This is a genomic window from Clostridium aminobutyricum (genome assembly GCF_017255415.1).
Classification (GTDB): domain Bacteria; phylum Bacillota; class Clostridia; order Peptostreptococcales; family Anaerovoracaceae; genus Aminipila; species Aminipila aminobutyrica.
In genome coordinates, this window is sequence record NZ_JAFJZZ010000001.1 from 883012 (window position 1) to 906101 (window position 23090).

17 protein-coding genes and 1 pseudogene are annotated in these 23090 nt (G+C 39.1%); 3 read left to right on the plus strand and 15 right to left on the minus strand.

What is annotated here, in order from left to right; genetic code table 11:
• Positions 1 to 80: 80 nt before the first annotated feature.
• Positions 81 to 623 (minus strand): nitroreductase family protein, encoded by a 543-nt coding sequence (locus JYB65_RS04325; RefSeq protein WP_206581374.1) that lies wholly within the window; start codon positions 621 to 623, stop codon positions 81 to 83.
• Between the two features lie 87 nt (positions 624 to 710).
• Positions 711 to 3260: an HD domain-containing phosphohydrolase gene (locus JYB65_RS04330; RefSeq protein WP_342366614.1), complete on the minus strand. Its 2550-nt coding sequence runs from the start codon at positions 3258 to 3260 to the stop codon at positions 711 to 713.
• Positions 3261 to 3623: 363 nt separating this feature from the next.
• Between JYB65_RS04330 and JYB65_RS04335 the strand changes: the two genes are divergently transcribed.
• Complete coding sequence (locus JYB65_RS04335; protein ID WP_206581375.1) at positions 3624 to 4823, plus strand: glycoside hydrolase family 18 protein; 1200 nt, start codon at positions 3624 to 3626, stop codon at positions 4821 to 4823.
• Between the two features lie 153 nt (positions 4824 to 4976).
• Here JYB65_RS04335 and JYB65_RS04340 read toward each other — a convergent pair whose 3' ends face one another.
• The 6 genes and pseudogenes from JYB65_RS04340 to JYB65_RS04365 form a co-directional block, all read right to left on the minus strand.
• The gene (locus tag JYB65_RS04340) at positions 4977 to 6365 is read right to left on the minus strand and encodes a sensor histidine kinase (RefSeq protein ID WP_206581376.1); all 1389 of its coding nucleotides are present in this window, start codon (positions 6363 to 6365) and stop codon (positions 4977 to 4979) included.
• Between the two features lie 25 nt (positions 6366 to 6390).
• Positions 6391 to 7095: a response regulator transcription factor gene (locus JYB65_RS04345; RefSeq protein WP_206581377.1), complete on the minus strand. Its 705-nt coding sequence runs from the start codon at positions 7093 to 7095 to the stop codon at positions 6391 to 6393.
• Between the two features lie 52 nt (positions 7096 to 7147).
• Complete coding sequence (locus JYB65_RS04350) at positions 7148 to 8569, minus strand: urease accessory protein UreH domain-containing protein (RefSeq protein WP_206581378.1); 1422 nt, start codon at positions 8567 to 8569, stop codon at positions 7148 to 7150.
• 17 nt (positions 8570 to 8586) lie between these two features.
• A pseudogene (locus JYB65_RS04355) lies at positions 8587 to 11070 on the minus strand (heavy metal translocating P-type ATPase).
• Between the two features lie 214 nt (positions 11071 to 11284).
• On the minus strand, positions 11285 to 12073 hold the full coding sequence (locus tag JYB65_RS04360) for an alpha/beta hydrolase (RefSeq protein ID WP_206581379.1): 789 nt from the start codon (positions 12071 to 12073) through the stop codon (positions 11285 to 11287).
• 6 nt (positions 12074 to 12079) lie between these two features.
• On the minus strand, positions 12080 to 12409 hold the full coding sequence (locus JYB65_RS04365) for a TfoX/Sxy family protein (protein ID WP_206581380.1): 330 nt from the start codon (positions 12407 to 12409) through the stop codon (positions 12080 to 12082).
• Between the two features lie 158 nt (positions 12410 to 12567).
• Here JYB65_RS04365 and JYB65_RS04370 point away from each other — a divergent pair, with 158 nt between their 5' ends.
• Positions 12568 to 13269, plus strand: coding sequence for a flavodoxin family protein (locus JYB65_RS04370; RefSeq protein ID WP_206581381.1), 702 nt, complete (start codon positions 12568 to 12570; stop codon positions 13267 to 13269).
• A 120-nt stretch (positions 13270 to 13389) separates the two neighbouring features.
• Here JYB65_RS04370 and JYB65_RS04375 read toward each other — a convergent pair whose 3' ends face one another.
• Positions 13390 to 14841, minus strand: a complete 1452-nt coding sequence (locus JYB65_RS04375; protein ID WP_206581382.1) for a basic amino acid/polyamine antiporter — start codon at positions 14839 to 14841, stop codon at positions 13390 to 13392.
• Between the two features lie 119 nt (positions 14842 to 14960).
• The gene (locus tag JYB65_RS04380) at positions 14961 to 15731 is read right to left on the minus strand and encodes a dimethylarginine dimethylaminohydrolase family protein (RefSeq protein WP_206581383.1); all 771 of its coding nucleotides are present in this window, start codon (positions 15729 to 15731) and stop codon (positions 14961 to 14963) included.
• A gap of 174 nt (positions 15732 to 15905) precedes the next feature.
• Here JYB65_RS04380 and JYB65_RS04385 point away from each other — a divergent pair, with 174 nt between their 5' ends.
• The gene (locus tag JYB65_RS04385; protein WP_206581384.1) at positions 15906 to 16556 is read left to right on the plus strand and encodes a GntR family transcriptional regulator; all 651 of its coding nucleotides are present in this window, start codon (positions 15906 to 15908) and stop codon (positions 16554 to 16556) included.
• Between the two features lie 107 nt (positions 16557 to 16663).
• Here the strand turns inward: JYB65_RS04385 and JYB65_RS04390 are convergent, their stop codons facing one another.
• The 5 genes from JYB65_RS04390 to JYB65_RS04410 all read right to left on the minus strand — a co-directional run bounded on the left by JYB65_RS04390 (position 16664) and on the right by JYB65_RS04410 (position 23085).
• A complete protein-coding gene (locus tag JYB65_RS04390) occupies positions 16664 to 17671 on the minus strand; it encodes an ABC transporter substrate-binding protein (RefSeq protein WP_206581385.1) in 1008 nt (335 codons plus the stop codon).
• Between the two features lie 83 nt (positions 17672 to 17754).
• Entirely contained in the window at positions 17755 to 18561 is an 807-nt protein-coding gene (locus JYB65_RS04395) for an ABC transporter permease (RefSeq protein WP_206581386.1), read from the minus strand.
• Positions 18554 to 19348, minus strand: coding sequence for an ABC transporter ATP-binding protein (locus JYB65_RS04400; RefSeq protein ID WP_425331119.1), 795 nt, complete (start codon positions 19346 to 19348; stop codon positions 18554 to 18556). The genes JYB65_RS04395 and JYB65_RS04400 overlap by 8 nt, the downstream gene beginning before the upstream one ends.
• A gap of 121 nt (positions 19349 to 19469) precedes the next feature.
• Positions 19470 to 20906, minus strand: coding sequence for an MFS transporter (locus JYB65_RS04405; RefSeq protein ID WP_342366615.1), 1437 nt, complete (start codon positions 20904 to 20906; stop codon positions 19470 to 19472).
• 169 nt (positions 20907 to 21075) lie between these two features.
• A complete protein-coding gene (locus JYB65_RS04410) occupies positions 21076 to 23085 on the minus strand; it encodes a bifunctional diguanylate cyclase/phosphodiesterase (RefSeq protein ID WP_206581387.1) in 2010 nt (669 codons plus the stop codon).
• Positions 23086 to 23090 lie beyond the last annotated feature (5 nt).

The following is a 23090-nucleotide window of genomic DNA, read 5'->3' on the forward strand; positions in this document are numbered from 1 at the left end:
ATATGCCTCCTAGAAATCCAACACCATATAAATCAAAACGAACTGCTGTTTTTGAATACTTTGCTGCTGATCTTAACCTTTTATTTAAATGAAACCAAGTCTTCTACCGACTTACGTTTTGGGATATCAGGGATAACGGAAGGATAACCGACAGCAATAATAGCAGCTAACTGTTGTCCTTCCGGAATGAATACCACTTCTTCTACCTTCGATTCATCAAAAACACCTATGATTACTGATCCGATACCTTTTTCATGAGCTGCCAAGCAGAAAGTCTGCGTTGCAATGCCGGCATCGAACATTTCCCATCGATCCTCTTTAGGAGTAGAGAAAGAACCATCTTTTTCATATCCGCAGCGGCCTTTTACCATAGTAACAAGGACTAAAGCAGCTGCATTTTTCATTGTTTTTGTATTATATTCAAAGCCCAAAACACAATCCTGAGCAATTCGTTCAATTTTTTCTTTATCTTCCAGCACGATATAGCGAACAATTTGTGTATTTTTCCAAGATGGAGCATAAGAAGCAACCTCTACAAGTTCTTCCATCACCTCATGAGGAATCTTCTTCTCTTCAAATTTTCTTACACTTCGTCTTTCTTTAATACAGGTTATTGCATCCATAATTTTTACCTCCGTAGGATTCTAATTTCCATTGCTTATTTTAATTATACTCTTTAAAAAACCATCTGACAACATAAACCAAAAAAGTTAAAGTTCGTCTTCAAGAACTTGATCAATAAACACCTCTACCAGTTCAGGATTAAATTGTAATCCTGCATTTGCTCTTAGTTCTTGGATAGCAACTTCTTTAGGTAATGCATTTCGATAGCTCCTTTCACTGATCATGGCGTCGTACGCATCAACAATACTAATGATACAAGATTGAAGCGGAATATCCGTTCCTTGCAGGCCTTTGGGGTATCCCTTTCCATCCCAACGTTCATGATGAGCCAGCACATATTCAGCCATTTCTGCTAAATCGTTCACCGTACTAAGGATTCTGTATCCGATTTCCGGATGTTTTTTAATTTCTTCCCATTCTTCCTCCGTTAGCTTGTGCTTTTTATTTAAAATATTTTCCTCTATTGCAATTTTACCGATATCATGCAGCAGGCCAACCGTTTTCAATTCCTTCACCTTGTCCTCTGGCATGTGAAGCGCATTGCCCATGCTTTCACACAATTCAGAGACTCGGCGTGAATGCTGTTCCTCCCGTTTATTTTTTTCATGAAGAGTACTGATGATGGCCTGAATGGTCTTTCCTCTCATACTCGGACTATCGTATAGCTTTTTTCGATACATATAGTTTTCTGCTTTTTTAAGGATTTCATAAATAGGCTCATCCTTATTTCTTTTTGTTTCAAATCCAAAAGAAATAGAGATATTCACCAATCCCACTTTTTCACCCATAGCAATGGATTTAATCTTCTTTATGATCAATTCCGCTTCAAAAGTGTCTGTATTCGGAGACATGATGACAAATTCATCACCGGATAATCTGCATATAATATCCTGTTCCCTGCAACCCTTTTTCAACACGCTGGTCACTTTCCGCAGCAATTCATCTCCTATCGCATGCCCGAATGAATCATTGACCAGCTTCAACCCATTGATGTCTGCCATTGTAATCGTAAAAGGCAAACTACTTTCCGTATCCAACCGCACAATTTCCTCTTCAAAAAACCTTCTGTTATATAATCCGGTCAATTGGTCATGGATGCTTAAATATTTAAGGTTGTCTTCCAATTGTTTTCGCTCGCTAATATCTCTGCATAAACAATGTGCTACTTCTTTTCCGTCATAGGAAACGTTCGTCATCATCACTTCAACCGGAAAGTGTTCGCCGTCATTTCTTCGGTGCCACCATTCAAATTTATATTTTCCGTAAATATGAGACTTACGATAAATCTCCTCAACAAGTTCTTTCGATAAGGCTCCGTTTGGCTGTTTTTCAGGTGAAAATTCGGTCGGTGATTTACTGATCAGCTCCTCTTTCGTACGATACCCCAATAATTTTATTGCCGCAGAGTTGCAGTCAATCACTTTATCCTCTCTTACCATAAGGATAGCATCCGAAGAATTTTCAAATATATTTTTGAAATTATTCTCACTGATTCTAGTCGCCTTTTCAGCTTGTCTCCTTAGCGTAATATCATTTACGATAATCGCCAGCTGTGATTCTTTTGGACGATAGGCGATGATTTCATAATATACGTCTATCTTCGGTTGATAACGTTCATAATAAGTAGGTTCTCCGGTACTAATAGTATGTTCCAATTTCTCTATATTTTCACTTTCCATGAACGGAAATATTTCACCAAAGGTTTTTCCCAGTATGTCTTCCGTCTTTAATCCGGTTAGCCTTTCATGACTGTCATTTGTCTCCACAAGCAGATACTCTTTTACCTTCTCGCATAGGGGTCCTTCATAGAGGGCTAAGCCTAGTTGCAGCTGTTTAATCAACGTCTTGTACTTCGCTTCGCTTATCTTCAGTTCAATTTGGCTTTTTCTTTCATTTGTAACGTTCCTTGACATGACCAATATTTCTGTTTGATTATAAGCCATCATTCTAAGCTCAAAGTATTGTTCTTCCTCAGACAGAAGCAAGTTACATTCAACTATTTCCATATTTCCATTTTGAAAAACCGATTCTATTTTTTCATAAGCGCTTTTTGAAATGTGACGTGGTATGATATCACTGATTTTTTTACCGATAAAACTTTTTCTTGGCATAAGTAAAAGCGTTTCATCACTTGCTATGCAGTCTACAAAAGTACCTTCTCGATCAATCAAAAATAGCAAATCCGGCATCGCTTGAATAATTGCTCTGTTTTTTGCTTCACTTTCAATTAATTTTATTTCATTTTCAGTAATTTGTTCATATTGTACCCTCAGTTCTTCTTCCGCAGCAGCCAATTGTTCTAAGGAAGCCTGAAGTTCCTCGTTCGCCTGATATAATTCTTCATTACTTCTTTTCAATTCATTTTCAGCAGTTTCTACCTTTTTTAAAAGATTTCGAATTAAACAATAAAGAATCGTTGAAGTGACAATAACGTAAAACCAACCCTTATATGTATTCATTATCAGCATTAAATGCTTATTGGCAGTCATATTGTCTACTAATCGGTCAGAAAAATAAATCCATAAAAATCCGATAACAAGATTGATACCAGCGATTTTAATGCTTTCATATTTTAAAACTTTTATTTTAGAGCCACTCATCATTGTCTGTACATATTTTTCGGTTAATTTAGACATAAAATACCTCCGCTCTACGCATACCACCTCTTTTTTCCAATATATTCAATAAAAGAAAGCCTGTCAACAATAACTTATTATAAAAAAATCTTCTGTATTTTAATTCATATACCCACTTTTTCTATTTAAAAATATCACTATTTCATTGCATTTTTTATTTTTTTCGCCATATCTTATAACCGAAAAGGATAGGATAAAAAACCTCAATACAGTCATTCCTTGATTTTGCTGAGGTCTTATCTTTCCGTACCGTTTTTCCATATATTGCATATCCATAAATTAGTTAATCTATGATATACTGGCATCATCAAAATCGATCAAGAACGGTATTTCTTACAGGTTAAGAGAAAGGCTAATTGGACTATGATAAACAAAGGTTTTATCCCTTCAACAAGTTTTACTTTATTCCTCGTCATTTTATTCTACCTAGGCTGTTCTGCAGATCATTTTGCATTTGCTGCTAAACCGGATAAAACGGTGTCCTCTGCACCGTCCGCAACCCAGCTCCCTACGAAAAAAGTAGTCGGCTACTATACGGCATGGTCCGGTTATAATGGCTATACGGCAGATAAAATTGATGCTGCCAAACTGACTCACATCCACTATGCTTTTGCGAACATTGGTTCGGATTTAAAAATCACCTTAGGGGATCCGGATATTGACCTACATAATTTCAAACAGCTGAACGCGCTAAAGCAAAGAAATCCTCATTTAAAAACACTGATTTCCGTAGGCGGCTGGACTTGGTCAGGAAGATTTTCCGATGTCGCATTAACAGACCAATCTCGTACAGCCTTTGCTGACAGTAGTGTTGACTTCATTGTTCAATACGGTTTTGACGGAGTGGATATCGATTGGGAATACCCGGTCAGCGGAGGATTAAACTCCAATGTAAAACGTGCTGAAGACAAACAAAACTTTACGCTTTTACTTCAAAAAATACGTGAAAAATTAGATGCACGCGGAGCCATCGATCAAAAACATTACTTGCTTACCATCGCAGGAGGAGCAGGCAGCGGGTATACCGGAAACACGGAACTTTCTAAGCTCCAGCAATACATAGACTACGCATCAATCATGACCTATGATCTGCACGGTACATGGGATTCCTATACCGATTTTAACGCTCCGCTATACAATAACATGGATTCCTCCCCTCAATATAAAACAAGCGTGGATTCCAGCGTTAACGCATGGTTAGATGCGTCCTTCCCTGCGGAAAAACTGGTGATGGGTATTCCTTTTTACGGATATATCTATTCTTCGGTTCATGACACAAATAACGGGCTTTATCAACCATTCTCCGGTGCAAATTCACTCAGTTATCACACCATCGTAAACGATTACTTAGATTCACCCGATTATACCCAATGTTATCATGCACAATCCATGGTCCCCTGGCTCTTCAACGGTTCTGTTTTTATAAGCTATGATAATGCACAGTCCATCGGTTTAAAAACAGACTATATTCAATCGAAAGGATTAGGCGGCGCAATGATTTGGGAACTCAGCCAAGACTGTAATCAAGAGCTTTTAAATGCTCTCTATGATCGCTTGAAATAGGAAATAGCTCTTCGAATAATCTTACTACCCTTCAGTTAAGTTTATATTGAGGCCTTTATGGTATTGCTTACTAGCATAAGTACTATTTCCTAACTCATAAAAATAGTCCTTACGTATTGAACGTAAGGACTACTGTTTTATTATTCCATTCACTTATGACGGAAGCGTAACGATAAATTGACTTCCCTTTCCGACTTGACTTTTCACTTCAATATGACCGCCATGTGCGTCAATAATCGCTTTCACAACCGATAGACCGATGCCTGAACCGCCTGAACTGCGGTCACGTGATTTGTCCGTTCGGTACAGATGTTCAAAGATATTTGGCAAATCTTCCTCTTCTATTCCTACACCGGTATCTGATACGATAAATTCCGTCTTATTTGCAAAGGTATTCGCAATAATCTGTATTTTACCGCCATTATCCGTATATTTAATGGCATTGGACAGCAGGTTTATGATTACTTGAATCATTTTATCCCGATCTGCATAAATCTCACATGGATTTGTACTTACTTCTATTCGAATCTGCTGACCTGTTAATTCCTGCTGAAAATTTGAGACTACTTGATGAATCGCCTCTAATAAATCAAATTGTGTCTTTTCCAGCTTTACACTGTCGTTTTCAATCTGAACGATTTTGTCAATGTCCGAAATCATCTTGGTGAGCCTTAAAATCTCTACCCTGCAACTTTCCAATCGTTCCGGTGTAACATCCAATACCCCGTCAATCATCGCCTCTAAATTGGATTGCAGGGCGGCAAGCGGTGTTCTAATTTCGTGTGCATAATCTCTGGCCATCCGTTTTTGCAAATTCTGCTGTCGTTGCAACGTATTCGCCAATCGATTCACACTTTGAATTAATTGATTGGTTTCCTTCGTCTTTGAAACCAAATCTAACCGTTCCGTATAATTCCCCTCTTCAATCTGCCTTGTTTGATCAATTACTTTTTTTATCGGCTTGGATATCCGATTCGCCATATAAAATCCCAACAAGGCTGCAATAATCAGAGACAATGCGCCTACGCCAATCAATACCTGATTTAAAACTCCTATAAACTCGATGTCCTCATCATTATAGAAATAGGGTCCGTAATAGCCTAACGTAACGGTTGCCACCTTGCTGCCGTTTTTTGTCACATCATAATCTTTCTCCACATATTGTCCGTTAAAATGAGGATAGACCTTAACCATATTGGAACGCATACTGTCCAACATGTTATCACACACCTGACTGTCAAGCGTACTCATACAAAAAAGTTGATTGTTCTTCCAATCATCAACCATCAAAATCAGCCCCTGAGATAAAGCCGTATTCCCGATGTTTTCCAGCATATCCATATTGGGAAATTCACCATTCTCGCCGAATTGCTCTGACACCAGGTGAACGATATTTTGATTTTTCTTTTCCTGATTATGAATCACATAGCATTGAAACTTCTTTTCCAACAAGTGATTGGAGACTACCAAAAGAGACCCTACTAAAAATAAGGAAAGCAGCACATAGGAAATGGTTAATTTAACTTTTAAGCTGACATTCATCGTGAACCTCTTTCTATTGGACCGATTACAGGTTTTCCCCAAATTTATATCCGATTCCGCGAATCGTCAAAATATATTTCGGTTCTGTGGTATCATCCTCAATTTTACTTCTTAAATTTTTGACGTGAGAGTCAATGGTGCGTTCGAAACCATCGTAATCTGATCCTAAAGCAATTTCAATCAGTTCTTCTCTGGTAAATGTTTTCTTCGGATATTTCAGCAGGGCACATAGCAATTTAAATTCGATTTTGGTCAGACTGACCTCTTTACCCGCTTTTTTTACGGTATAAGCATTTAAGTCGATTTCCAAGTCGTTATTGTTCCAACTCATGACATGAAACAGCGGAGAGACACCTTCATCTGCCCGCCGGAGTAAACTATTGATACGAGCCATTAATTCTCTCGGACTAAACGGCTTTGTCACATAATCATCCGCTCCGATATTCAATCCCGTTATCTTCTCCTCTTCACTGACCTTAGCTGTCAGCATGATAATCGGTACTCTGGAATTTTTTCGGATATGCCTGCACACGTCCTCTCCTGACACTTTCGGCAGCATCAAATCCAGAACCACCAGATCCGGGCTGACATTTTGAAATAAGGTCAGCGCTTTTTCTCCATCATACGCCACAAAGGACTCATACCCGCTCTTCTCCAGATAAGCGGCTACCGCTTCCACTATTTTAGGTTCATCATCCACAACCAATATTTTTTTCTTTCCTTCGCTCATGCCATCCTCTCCTCTATAAACAATATAACATAAAATGATCTTTATTTATAGGTTATGGGCTACAACAGCTACCGGCATTATTTGTTATACCGGCGGAATCTTCTGCAACCTTATTTGCGTCAATATTCCGGATATCATCAACCACCGTAATACTGCTTCGAATCATCCCCATCCAGCAGCTATATCCAAAGGTACCGGTTTTCGTCGGCGTAAAAGTAATCACGTTTTCACCCACCTCTAACTGTTTCTGAATATTATACTCCGGAATCGTCATCGTACGATTACAGCCATTTAAATCCTCTGCCTCTGCATAGATGGTCCACTTTACCGGGACTCCTTCTTGTACTGCGATCGGCGAGTATCTTCCCCCGTCTAACGAGGTCGTTATTTCCTGCTCTTCACCGACAATCGTGCTTACATTTACACCGGCATTATTTGTGCTGGCAGCAAAAGAAGGAAACGTCACTCCGGTGAATGCCATCCCTCGGCTTAACATGGCAAATCCCAATGCAATAACGAGAATGGCACTGCATTTCATCAGATTCTTTGTAAATTTAGAGCTCAGCATGGAACCCAGTGCTCCGAAAACGAAGAGCAGCGGAACCGTTCCTAAACTAAATAGAAACATGGACGTGGCTCCAGCTATAAAGCTGCCTGTGCCCAGTGCATATAACTGCATGGCTTGAAGAGGTCCGCAAGGCATCAAACCGTTTAGCAATCCCACCACGAACGGCCCTTTATTCGTCTTTGCGCTATATATTTTGTTTGCAAAGACTTTAGGCATATGTGGATTTAATTTTCTCAGTGCAGGAAATATGTTGAGCATGTTCAGTCCCATAATGACCATAAAAGTACCGGCCACGATGGTAATAAACGCACTGCCCATATTGGACAGGGTGAAAACAGAACCCAGTGCACCCACAAGTCCACCTATGATGGTGTACGACACGACCCTTCCTGTATTGTATAATAAACTCGGTAATACTTTTGCAAAATTACTGTTATCGGCTTGATCAAATTGATGGGATACACATACAGAAAGGTTAATACCGCCGCACATAGCCACGCAATGAATCGAAGATAACAGACCTACAACGAAGAGGATACCATACCCCATATTTTGGCTAACTTCGGGTATAAAATTAAATCCTATTGTATTCTTTATAATCAGATAAATACCAAAGATAATGATCCCCATCACAATCAGCTGGTTATCGGAACCCGCTTCGGTGTTACGGGATACTTGATTGGCTGACCGCTTCACATCATAACCCAGCTTCTCAATGATTTTAATGATATTTTCCAGTTGAATTTTCTGCGGATTATAGATCACAATAACCGTTTCCCTTGCGTAACTTGCTTCAACCCCCTGAATACCTTCCATTTTTATTAATTTATTTTCAATTTTACTTTCACAAGCCGTGCAAGTCAATCCATCTACTTTCAATATTCTCTTTATCAAATTTTTACTCATTGCTATAAGTCCCCTTTTTATTGATAGGGTTTAAAACCTTTCAATCGAAGTGCATTTGTCAGGACGGATACGGAACTCAATGACATAGCCGCCGCTGCAAAGATCGGATTTAATGTCGGTCCTCCGAATACATACAAAAGTCCTGCGGCCACCGGAATCCCAAGTACATTGTAACCGAATGCCCAAAATAAGTTTTGTTTAATATTTCTAATTGTACTTTTGCTTAGCTGAATGGCGGTCGGGACGTCCATTAAATCACTTTTCATGAGCACTATATCTGCTGATTCCATGGCTACGTCTGTTCCTGAACCGATTGCTATCCCGATATCCGCTTGTGCTAATGCCGGCGCATCGTTGATGCCGTCCCCTACCATGGATACAATTTTGCCTTCTTCCTGCAATTTTTTTACTTCATTTGATTTATCCTGCGGCAGCACTTCCGCTAATACCCGATCAATCCCTACCTGTTTGGCAATGGTCTCTGCCGTTCTTCTGTTATCCCCTGTAATCATGGCTACTTCAATGCCCATCTCATGAAGCTTTTGAATAGCCTTGGCACTGCTTTCCTTTACCACATCAGCAACTGCAATTATTCCTGCAAACTCATTATCTACGGCAATATACATAGGCGTTTTCCCCTCTGATGCCAGTCGGTCGGATTCCTCCCCTGATTGGCTTAAGGAAATCCCTCTATCCAACATCAACTTATCATTCCCTAAAAGCACTTTCATTCCATCCAAAAAAACTTCAATGCCATATCCCGGTATCGCTTCAAAGCGGTCTAGGGTAAGAAAGTCAAGATTTTCTTTTTCTGCACCGCGGACGATTGCCTCACCCAACGGGTGCTCCGATCCTTTTTCTGCGGATGCAGCAATTTGCAGCAATCTTTGCTTTCTTATTTCACCTGCCGTTACTATATCTGTTACTTCCGGCTTTCCTTCTGTTATCGTTCCTGTTTTATCAAACACAATCGTATTGATTTTATGAGTAGCCTCAAGCGCTTCTCCGCCTTTGATTAAGATTCCATACTCTGCCCCTTTTCCTGTCGCAACCATGATAGCGGTAGGGGTAGCGAGGCCGAGAGCACACGGACAAGCGATAACCAAAACGGAAATAAATATCGTTAAAGCAAATACGGGCGTTTGCCCGCTGATCAGCCAGGCGACGGATGTAACGGCCGCGATGGCAAATACAATAGGAACAAAATATCCCGAAACAATGTCAGCCATTTTTGCAATAGGAGCTTTCGAACCTTGTGCCTCTTCTACCAATTTTATAATTTGTGCTAACGCCGTATCGCTTCCGACTTTTGTCGCTTTAAATTGAATAGAGCCGTTGATATTCAAGCTGGCGGCAAAAACCGGATCCCCTCCTTTTTTCTCTATCGGTATGCTCTCACCGGTCAGCATGGATTCATCGATGGAGGTGTGACCTTGTATGACAATTCCGTCTACAGGAATTTTTTCACCGGGTTTGACCAGGATAATATCATCTGCTTGAACTTCCTCTATAGGAAGAACGACTTCTTTTCCATCCTGTATTACCAGCGCCGTTTTGGGAGCGAGCCCCATCAGCTTTTTGATAGCTTCCGAGGTTTTCCCTTTCGAAACCGCTTCAAGAGATTTGCCTAACAATATTAACGTGATAATGACTCCTGCCGTTTCGAAATATAAGTCTTCCATATACGCCATGTCACCGATCGAAATCCGATAGGTCGAATACAAGCTATATGAAACCGCTGCCGTTGTACCCATCGCAATTAAAGAATCCATATTAGGGCTTCTGCTTAAGATAGCCTTAAAGCCAACGGAATAGAACTTATTTCCGGCAATTAATATAGGCAGTAATAATACAATCTGTGTGATGGCAAAATTGAACGTATAATGCATCGGTTCTAAAAACGCAGGCATCGGAAATCCTAACATGGCACCCATGGCTAAATAAAGCAGCGGGATACAACACGCTGCTGAAATAACAAACTTTGTCCATAACGTTTTTATTTCCTTTTCTTTCCGAACTTTATCCTCATCGACGGCCGCTATTTTTTTGGGTTCAAAGGCTTCATACCCTGCCTTTGTGATAGCATTTTTAATATCTGCTAAGGTAACCTTTTGTGGATCATAATGAGCAACGAGCTTTTCCGATGCAAAATTTACAGAAGCCACAGAAACTCCGTCCAATTTGGAAACAACTTTTTCGATTCGATTCGCACAGGCTGCACACGTCATACCCACAATTTGAAGATTTTCTTTCTGCATATTGCTCTCTCCTTCTTTAGACATTTTATCAGTGTTTTACACGACATCATAACCCGCATCTTCAATAGCCGCTGTTAAACTTTTCTCTGTTACTACATCTTCATCATATTGAACAATGACCATTTTTTCATTTAAAAGGACTTCGGTGCCGGATACCCCTTCCAACTCATTCAGTGCATTTTTGACTGCTTTTTCACAATGACTGCAAGACATTCCATTTACATTTAATTTTGTTGTTACGATTGACATAATACATCTCTCCTTTTTGTTCTCTGTGCATATTCTTTTTATACACACTCTATAAAAATACTGTTCATTTATATTTTGTATCCTATCAATCTATTGTGGAGTTTTTGTGGAGATTTTGAAAAGGAGAGCGCTATCCATCCGTAGAGTCATAAAAAAACTCTTGGTGGAATGCTCCTATAACAACCAAGAGTTTTTTTACTATTTTTATTTATTCTTCAGCTTCAAATTTTTCAATGACTCTTCGGAGTGCTTCGTTAAAAAACGGAAAATCATGTTTTCCTTGCCATTCTTCATAAGTAATATTAAAATTCATCTGTTTCATTTCTTCGCTGAACCGCAAATTGTCTTTATGAAAATAGTCCTCTGTTCCGCAGGCAGTATAGATCATCGGTTGTACCCCATGATCTTGAATGCCTTTCGCCAGCTCTAAGATATCATCCTTCGGGTTCCATTCCAACTCCATGCCAAACGCCAGAAGGAAATCTTCAATAGTCTTTTCGCCGTACATTTCTACAAACCAAGGTTCGCTGCCGTTTTTCTTGTGCTCGTCTATGTCTTCTTTTATAAATAAGCATGCGGAAGAAAAAGCTCCGCATAATCCATACTGCTCCGGTTTGGCTAGCGCACATTTCAACGCACCGTAACCCCCCATGGAACCGCCAATCACAGCCGTATGTTCACGCTTGGCCGAAATATTGAACACACTTTTACAAATAGCAGGCAATTCTTCTGTTACGTAGGTAAAATATTTAAATCCATATTTCATATCCGCATAAAAACTTCTTCCCACCTCCGGCAATATATAAATGGTTTTGCCATGAGAAGCATAAAATGGAAGCATCGTATAATCCGACCAAGTTCCATTGTTTCCGCATATCCCATGCAGTAAATAGGCCACCTTATAGCCGCCTTCCGGTTTGAATTCATTCGGCGTCACGATGGTTATGCCTGTATCCATTTCCAGTGTTTTGGAAAACACATTCCCTCTTACTATCATTTTTCCCTACTCCTTATTTGCTTTCTTTTTCTTCGGTTTAGGAATCGGTATCACCGGTTCCAGTAAATCAATAATTTGCCTGCTGAAATCCGCATTATCAATATCTAAGATATAATGTTCTTTCGCCCCCTCATAGGGGTATCCCTTGTCTGCATCTTGCATTTCATCCGCAATGCATTCCAGCTGCTTTACATAAACAATATTATCGCACACTAACAAAATTGGCTTATCATTGACATAAACCATATATTCTCCAAACATCTTTCTGTATCGTACCGCGCCCACCCCTCGGATTTGTTCGCAAACATATTCCATAAAATCTACACTTGTAGCCATAAGGATCCCCTTTCTGTCCGAATTCACCAGACTGTCTTATTTTAACATATTTTGGCTTAAACGTTAAATTATTTAATGAAGGGATTTTGTGATATACTGTTTACAAAATAAAAATGAAGAATAATAAATGATGGAAATAAGGAAGGATTCATATTTATATGAAAATATGTGTTATTCATGGGAGTAATAGAAAAGGGAATACGGATAAAAGTATAGATATTATCAAGCAAACATTAAATCAATTAGATGAAATTATATATACTGATATTTATTTGCCAAGAGATTTGCCATCCTTTTGTGAGGGTTGCTTTGCCTGTCTTCGGACCGGAGAATATGCCGGCCAACATTGTCCGCACAAACAGTATACTCACCCTATCTTAAAATCATTTCTGGAGTCGGACGGAATTATTTTCGCCTCTCCCTCTTATGCTCTTGCAGAATCTGCTCAAGTAAAAGCTTTATTGGACCACTTCGCCTGCACTTATATAAACCATCGGCCTAATGAAGAAATGTTTGATAAAATAGGCTTTGCTGTATCCACTGCAGCCGGTGCCGGTACCGGAAACGTGATTCGTGTTATCAGCCGGAATATGCTATTTTGGGGAATAAAGAGAACCGTAAAATGCAGAGCAAATATGTGGGCCATGAACTGGGATGAGATGGGAGAGAAAAGGCGGTTAACTATTGAAAAACGCCTTAGGAAAAAAGCAGCGAAATTTTTTCATTTAACGAAAAACAGACATACAATAAGGGCTAGTTGTTTAAGTAAAATATTACATTTGATGTTTGCAAGATTAATAAAAAGCTATGCCGACTCTGAGCCCGATAAGATTTATTGGAAATCCAAAGGATGGATTTAAAGTTGCTTAAAGAAAGGTAACAGGACTCCTATTTCGTTTCAGTACAGGACATAAAAAGCAAACAAAAAAGGCGATTCACTAAGTGAATCGCCTTTTTTGTTAAACACCACGAAATAAAAGTTAAAACGGTTTAATGGTACCGTTTGCAAGCATTATAATTGAAAGTATAAAAGCGGCTATCATTACCACAAAAGTAATTTTATCGATTGCTTTCGGAAGAAACGCATTCCCCTGCTCTTTTCTGGTATACATATAAAGCAGCGTGCCTGGTCCATACAGCAATGCAGAGATTAAGATATAAGTAACACCGCTGGCGTAGAGCAGCCATGCGCCATAAACGGAACCGATTATAGCGAATATCCATGACGTTAATTTTTCACCGCCGCCAGACTTTCCAAGTCCTTCACCCCTTATTGTTACCTGCAAGAAGAACAGCGCGGAGAATATGTAAGGGAACATAATCGCACTGGTTGACAACGTGTAACAAACTTGATAGGAAGACTCATTAAAAAATACGATGATTAAAAATATCTGCACAATAATTGTGGTAATAAGCACCGATACATACGGTGAATTGTTTTTGTTTAGTTTTGTAAATAATTGAGGGAAGCATTTTTGTGTCGCAGGTCCATAAGCACTGTCAATGCTAAGGATGGAATAGGTAAACATTGCACCGCCCAGTGATATGATTACTGCAATATTTACAAAGGCTGCACCCCAAGGTCCAACAACCGCTTCCAGTACTCCTGCCATTGGAGGATTTCCAAGAGCAGCTAATTCCTCATGGGAGAGTACGCCCATGCTCAACACCGATATAACAACATACAATACCAATAAAGATAAAAAGGATATCGCCGTTGCACGGCCTGCAATCGCGGTGGTTTTCGCTCTTCCTGAAAGAACGACAGCACCTTCAATACCGATAAATACCCATACGGTAACATAAACGGTTGATTTTACTTGTTCAAGAAGACTCATTCCACTATCAGCGCCTCTAAAGTTTTCCATAAAAATCGCCGGATCAAAAGCTCTTGCTAAAACAATAGCAACAACCATAACAATGATCGGAAGTATTTTTGCACAAACAACGGCAACATTGATCGATACGGCTTGATTGACACCTCTTAAAATCAATAAGGTGATTGCCCATATCAGTATAGAGCCGCAAGTTATTGATAACAAACTGCTCCCTGAGCCCAAAGCCGGAACGAAATAGCTTAATGCAGAGAAAAATAAAGTTACAAAAGAAATTTGCGCTAAAATAGCACTTAACCAATATCCCCACGCCGCATTAAACCCTATATATTCGCCGAATCCACTTTTGGCATAACTATAGATACCGCTTGTCAATTCAGGTTTTAGATAACTCAGTTTAAAGAAGCACATACAAAGGCCAAACATTCCTATACCGCTGATAAGCCATCCTATTAATACAGCCAAGGTATGGGCCCCTCCGGCAGCAAAATCACCGGATAAACTGAATACTCCGCTTGCTAAGGTCGTACCTATAGCAAACATGGTTAATTTTATAGTCCCAAGATTTCTAGTCTGATCTAAAGAATTATTATCCATAGAATAATTCCCCCTTCTTGAATATAGATAAACTTATAGGAAATGTTTCCCAGATTCCCCTATAGTTTACCATACAAACTATACTACTTATAGACTTATTTTATTGCCGCAAATAAAAATTAGAATCTTAGAGACAAGCAGCTCAGTCCACCGTCAAGTTTTCTGTATTCTGAAGTATCTACCAGAATAATTTCATAACCGGCATCTTTCACAGCTTTCTCAACAGCAGGATATCCTTCAGGTACAATCACCTTTCCGTTCATCCAAATACAGTTCGCTGCATAGGCTTCTTCTTCCGGAATAATAAGTTTGTTATACTTTGCAAATTCCGGCTTATCAATAAATTCACCAGAAACAAGCATGTTGTTATTCTCAATGTAGTTAACGCCTGTTTTTAAATGAAGAACCTTTTCTAAAGGTACTTCGGAACCGGTTAAGCCATGCTTTTCTAAGATTGCAATGAACTGCTTGATTCCCTCTTCATTTGTTCTTGCGGAACGCCCAACGTAGAAATGGTCACCCACCATCATAACATCTCCGCCTTCTAAAGTTCCCGGCGTTTGTATATATTCAATCTGATCATCATTAAAGAACTTTTTGATAGCAGGTAAAATTTCAGCTTTTTCACCATTTCTCGACGCTGCACCCGGATTGGTTATAATAGCGCACTTGCTTGTAATAACCGCAGGATCTTCTACAAAACAAGAATCCGGATATTCATCCAGCGCATCCAATACAAGAACTTCAACACCACACTGTTTTAGTGCTTCGATATATGTATCATGCTGTTTTAATGCTAATTCATAATTGGGTTTACCTAACTCAGGAGCAGATGTGATACCCTCTACCATTGCTTTGCACGGTCTTCTTACGATACAATTCTTAAACATTTTTTACCTCCATAACTTCATAAGATTTTAAATTATTCACTTTATGTATATAATATATTGTATATTATATATTGTCAATAATATATTCTCTTTATCTGCCTTGATTTTGATAAGAGGGAATGATATGATTAATATTAAATTTTGTACACATTCTAGCATAAGAAAGGTTTATTTATGTATAAATTTCAATCATTAAAAGATCACGTATACGACTATATTGCCGATCAAATATTGAAAGGCAACTTACTGCCAAATGAAAAAATTAATGAAAATAAAATTTGTCAGGAATTAAATATCAGCCGTACTCCGGTCCGAGAAGCGTTGATACAGCTTTCCAGTGAAGACGTATTGGAAAACGTGCCGAGGAAAGGATTTATGCTACGTTCTCTAAATTCGAAAGAGGCTGCTGAGCTTTATGAAGTAGTTGGCGTACTTGACGGCTACGCCGCAGTTCTGGCCTGTCCTAATTTAACTGAAAAAATTTTAAAGGATATGGATTTCTATATTAATAGCATGGATTTGGCGATCACCTCTGAAAATTATGAAATGTATTATAAACAACAGGAAATTTTTCATCAGCTCTATCTTTTCGAATGCGGAAACAGCACCTTAATTGATACACTTGTAAAACTTAAAAATAAATTTATGACCAAGCACTATGATATCTCTAAAATGGAGGATGCAAAATCCGTTTTATACGAAACAAACAATGAGCACAAAGAGATACTTCGGCTTTTCCGTGAACAGAAAACCGCTGAGCTGAATACGTACATCCGTGACATTCATTGGGAAGTGGCAAAATCCAAGACGGAAGTTACTATATAAAGTGAATAGACTTAAGGAATACGGCTGCCTCAATTGAGACAGCCATTTTTGATTCTCTGTATTATCTATACATCCGTTCTTGACTTAAGTTCTTGTCTAACCGCAGCTTACTTATTCGAAACTTTCTCCGCAAACGTATTATTTACAATCTTGTCATACGGAGCCTTCTGCGTTAGTTCTCCCGCTTGTGTCATAACTTCCTGCAATAACGCAAACGATTGTTCTTTTAAAATCGGATCGGTGCCCCATGCATCAATATCTTTATATCGCTGTACGGATGCCGTCAATAATTTCACGTCAGTATCAGGGAAAGAAGGAGCGATTACTTCCGCTATTTTTTCAGCATTAGTAGCTTCCACCCATTTTTGTCCTCTATAGATCGCTCTGGTAAATCGTTCAATCAAATCTTGATTTTGCTCAATAAAACTCTTCTTAGTAAAGTATGCCGTATATGGAATTTTGCCGCTTTCTTTACCGATGGAGGCTACGATGTACCCCTTCCCCTCTTGTTCCAGCATCGATGCAGTCGGTTCAAATAATGTAACATAATCGCCTGTTCCGCTTGTAAACGCCCCTGCCATCAAGGCGAACTGAATGCTATTGTCAAGAGTTGTATCCGTTGCCGGGTTTAAGCCGTTCTGACGGATCACATATTCCAATGTCATATAAGGTACGCCACCTTTTCTTCCCGGAAGTACCGTCTTGTTTCGTATCTTTTCCCAAGTGAACTCCGGATCCGGCTCTCGTGCTACAAGGAAAGACCCATCACACTGTGTTAATTGGGCAAATACCTGCGTATAATCTTCTTTTCCTTCATTATACACGTAGATGGAAGCTTCCGGGCCTGCAAACCCGATATCTACATTATTGGAAAGTACAGCGGCCATAACCTTATCGGCTCCCTGCCCATTGGACAATTCGATTTGGATGCCCTCCTCTTCAAAAAAGCCTAAATTGATTGCTGCATACTGCGGTGCATAAAAGATGGAATGGGTAACTTCGCACACAGTAACCACATCTGTTTCCTCCTTTTCTTTTGCTCCGCATCCAGACAAGACAGGAATAACTAATAATAAACTTAAAGCAATGCAAATAAATTTTAAGTATTTTTTCATTTTTTTGTTCTCCTCCTATTTTAGATTTAGATTCATAGAAAGTATCTATAACCCTTCCCTATTAAAAAATGATTGAAACCATGTTAATGTCCATACCATTTCATGACGAACCGTTGCAGAAGCACAACTGTCTCATACATCAACGCCGCAACAATAGCTAAAATAATCACACTGGCCATAACCAAATCCAATTGAAACACTTGACCGCCATATACGATGAGATACCCCAAACCGGCTTTAGAAACAAGAAATTCTCCTGCAATCACGCCAACCAGTGAAAGACCAATGTTAATTTTCAACGAATTGAATAAAGTAGAGATATTATACGGAAACACAATCTTTTTAAAGATTTGAAATTTAGTGGCCCCAAATGTTGTTGCCATTTTTATATATTCTTGATCGGTATGTTGAAAACCGTTTAACATTTCCAGAACCGTAACAATCAGAGATATGGCTAATGCCATGAAGATAATAGCCTCCGTCCCTGCGCCAACGATAATAATAATCACAGGACCCAGCGCAATCTTCGGCAGGCTGTTTAATACAACAAGATAGGGTTCACTTACCTTTGAAATAAAACTGCTCCACCAAAGTATGATGGCTAATGCAGTTCCGGTGATAACACCCAATATAAAGCCCGCCAATGTTTCATAAACAGTCACGCCAATATGAACCAGCAATCCGTTTTGAGCCATATTAACACAAGTATTCCATATACGGGAAGGCTGACTCAAAATAAAGCTGTCAATCCATCCGAGGTCTGCCGCAATCTCCCAAATAGCCATAAACCCAAATAAGATTCCTATTTGCCAAATATGAATCATTTGTTTTCGGTGTTTTTCTTTTTTTAAATAAGTCACTCTTTCTTTGGAAAGCTGCTGATTATCCATCTGAGCCCAACTCCTTCCAAATATAATTAAAGTACATACTAAACTTAGGATTTTTTCTACAGTTTAACGGAGTTCTCTGTTCTTCCTCAAAATCAATAGACAATACTTCTTTCACGATTGCCGGTCGATGGCTTAGGATAATAATCTTATCTCCCATACTGATTCCTTCCGGAATATCATGAGTAACCATCAATGTCGTGATTTGTTCTTTCTTTAAAATTTGATACACGTCATTGGTAACCATTAATCTGGTTTGATAATCCAAAGCCGAGAAAGCCTCATCCAGCAGCAAAATATCCGGATTGATCGCTAGTGTTCTGATTAAGGCAACCCGCTGCCTCATTCCTCCTGATAGTTGTGACGGATATTTATCTTTAAAATCATAAAGATCGTAAGTCTTTAACAGCTGAATCACCCGTTCTATATTTTCAGGTGTCTTATTATTTTGTATCTCTAACCCCAATATCACATTGTTGTAGATGGTTCTCCATTCCAATAAATTATCTTTTTGCAGCATATACCCGATATGAGGTGAAATTCCTTCAATCTTTTCTCCGTTTACCAAAACCACCCCTGCGGTTGGCTTCATCACTCCCGCGATGATAGAAAGCAACGTGGACTTACCACATCCGCTCGGCCCGACAATACTAATAAATTCTCCTTTTTCTACACAAAAATTGATCTCCTTTAGGGCTATTATTTCGCCGTTCTTTGCTTGATACTTTTCTTCAATTTTATGAACCTCAAGCACTGCCAAATCGCTTCCCCCCTTTGCTTCATTTATAATCACTTCTATTGTATGCCGCCTTATCTGAATCTGTGTTTGAGCATCCTATTCAGCATGCAAGCTTAACACAAAAAAACTGTAGGAAAATCGTCACTTTTCCCTACAGAATAGTCCTTCATTTCTATTGCTTTTGGCTATTATCCGGTATACGCATGATCAGCAATACAGCCAATAAGACAAGCCCAAATCCCACTAAAAAAGTATCTCTTTGAGCGAGCAAGTAACCTGCATTTTTACTTAATCCGGGATCGATGGCGTAGTGCGTTTGACGTATAATCAGTATAACACTGGCAATCGCCGTACCAAACGTATTGCCGATATTTCTCATAGTCGCAAGCATCCCGGAAGCAACACCCGAATGCTCTTTGGGAACGGAACCAAGAATAGCGGAATTGATGGCGGATACACTCAGTCCGTTTCCGGCTCCCACCATTAGCAGTACAAGGATTATAAAGAAAATGCTCATGTTTTCCTTAAAGAATCCAACCAAGATGCAGTTCATTGCTATTAGCAACAACCCTATAACTGCCGGACGGCGTGTACCGTAACGATCGGAAAGGCTTCCTCCCAAAGGGGAGGCAATCATCATGGCAGCAGGAGAAGCCAGCAATATCAAACCGGATTTATCGGAAGGGAGAAGCAGCGTATTGATCAGGAAAAAAGGAAAAACATATATTGTCAGCTGTTGGGTCATATAGGATAAGGCGCAGGTTGCATTGGCAAGAGAAAAGGTTCTATTTTTGAATAGCTCCAGCGGCATCAACGGCACTGATATCTTTTTCTCTCTTCGTATGAAGAGGCCTAATGTTAGAAGAAATATTCCCATACAAAAAAGAAACGGAAAAGAGGTTACCCCCCAATCGTCACTAAAATTCAAACTAATAGCAAGTGTCCCGATAGATGACGCAAAAAAAAGGCCGCCTAACCAATCCAACTTTATATTGCTTGGTGTTTTTCTGTTATCTTCCGGCATCACAAGAATTGTTGCAACCAGTCCAACCAAACAAAATGGAATCGAGGAATAAAAAATAGCATGCCACGAAAAATGCGTGATCAGCATCCCCCCTATTGTAGGGCCTGATGCAAGTCCTACAGATACAAAAATAGAATTGATCCCAAGAGCTTTTCCTCGTTCATGATCGTCAAAAGTTCTGGAGATAGTCGCCTGAGTGATGGAAATTAAGATACTGTATCCCAGTCCTTGCAACGCTCTGAAAAAAATCAATGTTACTAAGTTATGGGATAAGAGGGGTGCAAACAAAGATGCAAAGGCAAAAAAACAGAAACCGACTTCGTATTGCCGTTTGTAGCCATATAAATCGGCCATTTTCCCGCAGATTAACAACATACAGCACGGAATTAAGGAATATACAAGAGCCAGCCAACTGACGTCTCCCTGAGAGACTCCAAATTCTGCGGCAAGCGTTGGAAGTGCTAGATTCAGACTGTTTATCGCAAAACAAACGCTCAAATTTGCCATACCGGTGATGGCAAAAATCCATCGTTTAATAAATTTATCATTTTTATGTAAGCTCATAGAATATAAAATAGTAATCACCTCGAATGATTTTAATATACTCTATAATCATACGCATCTTTTCCGTAAATGGTGCGTACCGTCAACGGATAAAAAAGAGTGCGCATAGAACAGCCCATGTCCGCAGGATTCATTCTGCGGACATGGGCTGCTCCATATAAATGTTGGGGAAATCCCCTCTTTTGTTTTATTAATATACTAATTCTGCCATCGGAACAGGTCTGTGATAATAGTATCCCTGCATAATATCGCAATCTGATTGTTCTAAGAAGTTAACATTCATCGCATTTTCTACGCCCTCACACACGATGACCTTATCTAAGCTCTTCACCAGACTCATCATTTGCAGCAGGATTTTCCGGCTGTTTTCGTCGGTCAATTCCAATAAAAATTCCTTATCAAATTTAATCTCATCAAAAGGCATATTTTTTAACACTTTTAAAGAAGAATATCCGCTGCCAAAATCGTCCATGGAAACCTTAAAATTTAATTTATGTAACTCATCTATAAAAAAGGCTGCGGACTGCATGTCCTGTATGTATGTGCTTTCAGTCAATTCGAAAGTGATCAAATCAGTAGGTATAGGATAAGTACCGAGCAGATTCGTTATCCTCTCAAGAAATACCAGAGGTTTTATTAGGTGAGCTCTGGATATATTGAGTGATATGGGTATAATCACCTTCTGAGCAAGCTGTCTGTCATGCAGATAAGAAAAGATCTGCTCATACACATAAAAGTCCATATCAATAATATCCCCCGTCTGCTCCAGAAATGGAATAAATTCATCAGGGTAATAAAAGGTACCATCCTTCATCTGCCAGCGAATCAAGGCCTCTGCGCTGCAAATGCTTTTATCGGAGCAGCGAACTTTAGCTTGAAGATACACTTTAAATTCTCCATTTTGCAGTGAAGTCTGAAATGAATTGATGATGCTGGCTTTCTTCTTTTCAAGCTGATCGATATCATCACGATAAACAAGAATATTCTGATAGGATGTTTTGGTATATTTCCTTGCTGTATTTGCATAATTCAACATGTTGTCAATGGTTTCATCTTTGCTCGGAACAAAGTAAATGCCGCTGCTCAAAATGAGTCTGCTTCCTTTATACTCATTGTTGATTATAGAGGAAAAGTGCGAATTAAATTTTTCAATAAGTGCAGTGACTTCATCCGTTGACATGCCCGATACATCAATAAGGCAAGAAAAATTATCGGAAAAAATTCTCGATGCACATAAGCAAAAAGATTGTTTTTTCAATTCTTGAGCAAACTGCCTTAAAATGTTATTTCCCTCTTTATGGCCAAAAGTATCATTAATATATCTGAAATTGGAAATATCGGAGCAAAGAATGGCCAGATCATGGTCTTCCAAGGAAAGATTAATGACCTTTTTTACCACTGAAAGAAAGGCTTCATAATTTAATAGTCCGGTTAAGTCATCACGCCCTATCGAATTGATCCTGTCGTCATCAAGAATTTTGCTAAGCTGTGGGTTTTCTACCATGTTTTCATATTTCATTTTTTTCTTATTCCCGTACATTTTTTTGTCAGCCTCTTTAAGAAGTTCTTCCATCAAGTAATAATGATTTCTTGTGCTAATAGCATAACCGCTGGCAAAACTAAGTAATACGGAAGCACTTTTATTATACTTATCCGCCAATTGTTTCACATCTTGAATATATTTTTCCATGATTTCCTCTGTACAATTCTGAATAATAGCAACAAACTCATCTCCGCCGAAACGGCCTAGAAAGTATTTTTTATCCGCAGCCAACTTCAGCAGATGGGCAAAGGTTTGGATCAGCTCATCCCCTTTTTCATGCCCATAAAAATCATTGACTTTTTTTAGGTTGTTTAAATCAAAGATAGCAAATCCAATATTTAACGTATTGTCATTGCATTCTAAAATACTCATTTCCTCTAAGCAAGCATGTTTATTCTTGATTCCTGTAACGTCTGTATAAGCTTTCAGCTTCAACTCCCGATTGATCCCTTCTCTTGCGAAGAGAATCGAAACCCCTGCAATGGACAGAAATAGCGTAATAGTCTGACTGAACCTGAAATGGAAGTAAACTTCACTTCCCATGTCCATATGAGATTCAAACGGATATTGTGACAAGTCATAGATTTGGATGAAACAAGTAATTAAGATCGTGCCCGCACACAAATAAAGTAAAAAAATAGTATATTTATTCTTCATCTGAT

Coding starts and splice junctions, on each gene's coding strand:
- JYB65_RS04325 (WP_206581374.1), bottom strand. CDS start 623: ATGGATGCAATAACCTGTATTAAAGAAAGACGAAGTGTAAGAAAATTT.
- JYB65_RS04330 (WP_342366614.1), bottom strand. CDS start 3,260: ATGTCTAAATTAACCGAAAAATATGTACAGACAATGATGAGTGGCTCT.
- JYB65_RS04335 (WP_206581375.1), top strand. CDS start 3,624: ATGATAAACAAAGGTTTTATCCCTTCAACAAGTTTTACTTTATTCCTC.
- JYB65_RS04340 (WP_206581376.1), bottom strand. CDS start 6,365: ATGAATGTCAGCTTAAAAGTTAAATTAACCATTTCCTATGTGCTGCTT.
- JYB65_RS04345 (WP_206581377.1), bottom strand. CDS start 7,095: ATGAGCGAAGGAAAGAAAAAAATATTGGTTGTGGATGATGAACCTAAA.
- JYB65_RS04350 (WP_206581378.1), bottom strand. CDS start 8,569: ATGAGTAAAAATTTGATAAAGAGAATATTGAAAGTAGATGGATTGACT.
- JYB65_RS04360 (WP_206581379.1), bottom strand. CDS start 12,073: ATGATAGTAAGAGGGAATGTGTTTTCCAAAACACTGGAAATGGATACA.
- JYB65_RS04365 (WP_206581380.1), bottom strand. CDS start 12,409: ATGGCTACAAGTGTAGATTTTATGGAATATGTTTGCGAACAAATCCGA.
- JYB65_RS04370 (WP_206581381.1), top strand. CDS start 12,568: ATGAAAATATGTGTTATTCATGGGAGTAATAGAAAAGGGAATACGGAT.
- JYB65_RS04375 (WP_206581382.1), bottom strand. CDS start 14,841: ATGGATAATAATTCTTTAGATCAGACTAGAAATCTTGGGACTATAAAA.
- JYB65_RS04380 (WP_206581383.1), bottom strand. CDS start 15,731: ATGTTTAAGAATTGTATCGTAAGAAGACCGTGCAAAGCAATGGTAGAG.
- JYB65_RS04385 (WP_206581384.1), top strand. CDS start 15,906: ATGTATAAATTTCAATCATTAAAAGATCACGTATACGACTATATTGCC.
- JYB65_RS04390 (WP_206581385.1), bottom strand. CDS start 17,671: ATGAAAAAATACTTAAAATTTATTTGCATTGCTTTAAGTTTATTATTA.
- JYB65_RS04395 (WP_206581386.1), bottom strand. CDS start 18,561: ATGGATAATCAGCAGCTTTCCAAAGAAAGAGTGACTTATTTAAAAAAA.
- JYB65_RS04410 (WP_206581387.1), bottom strand. CDS start 23,085: ATGAAGAATAAATATACTATTTTTTTACTTTATTTGTGTGCGGGCACG.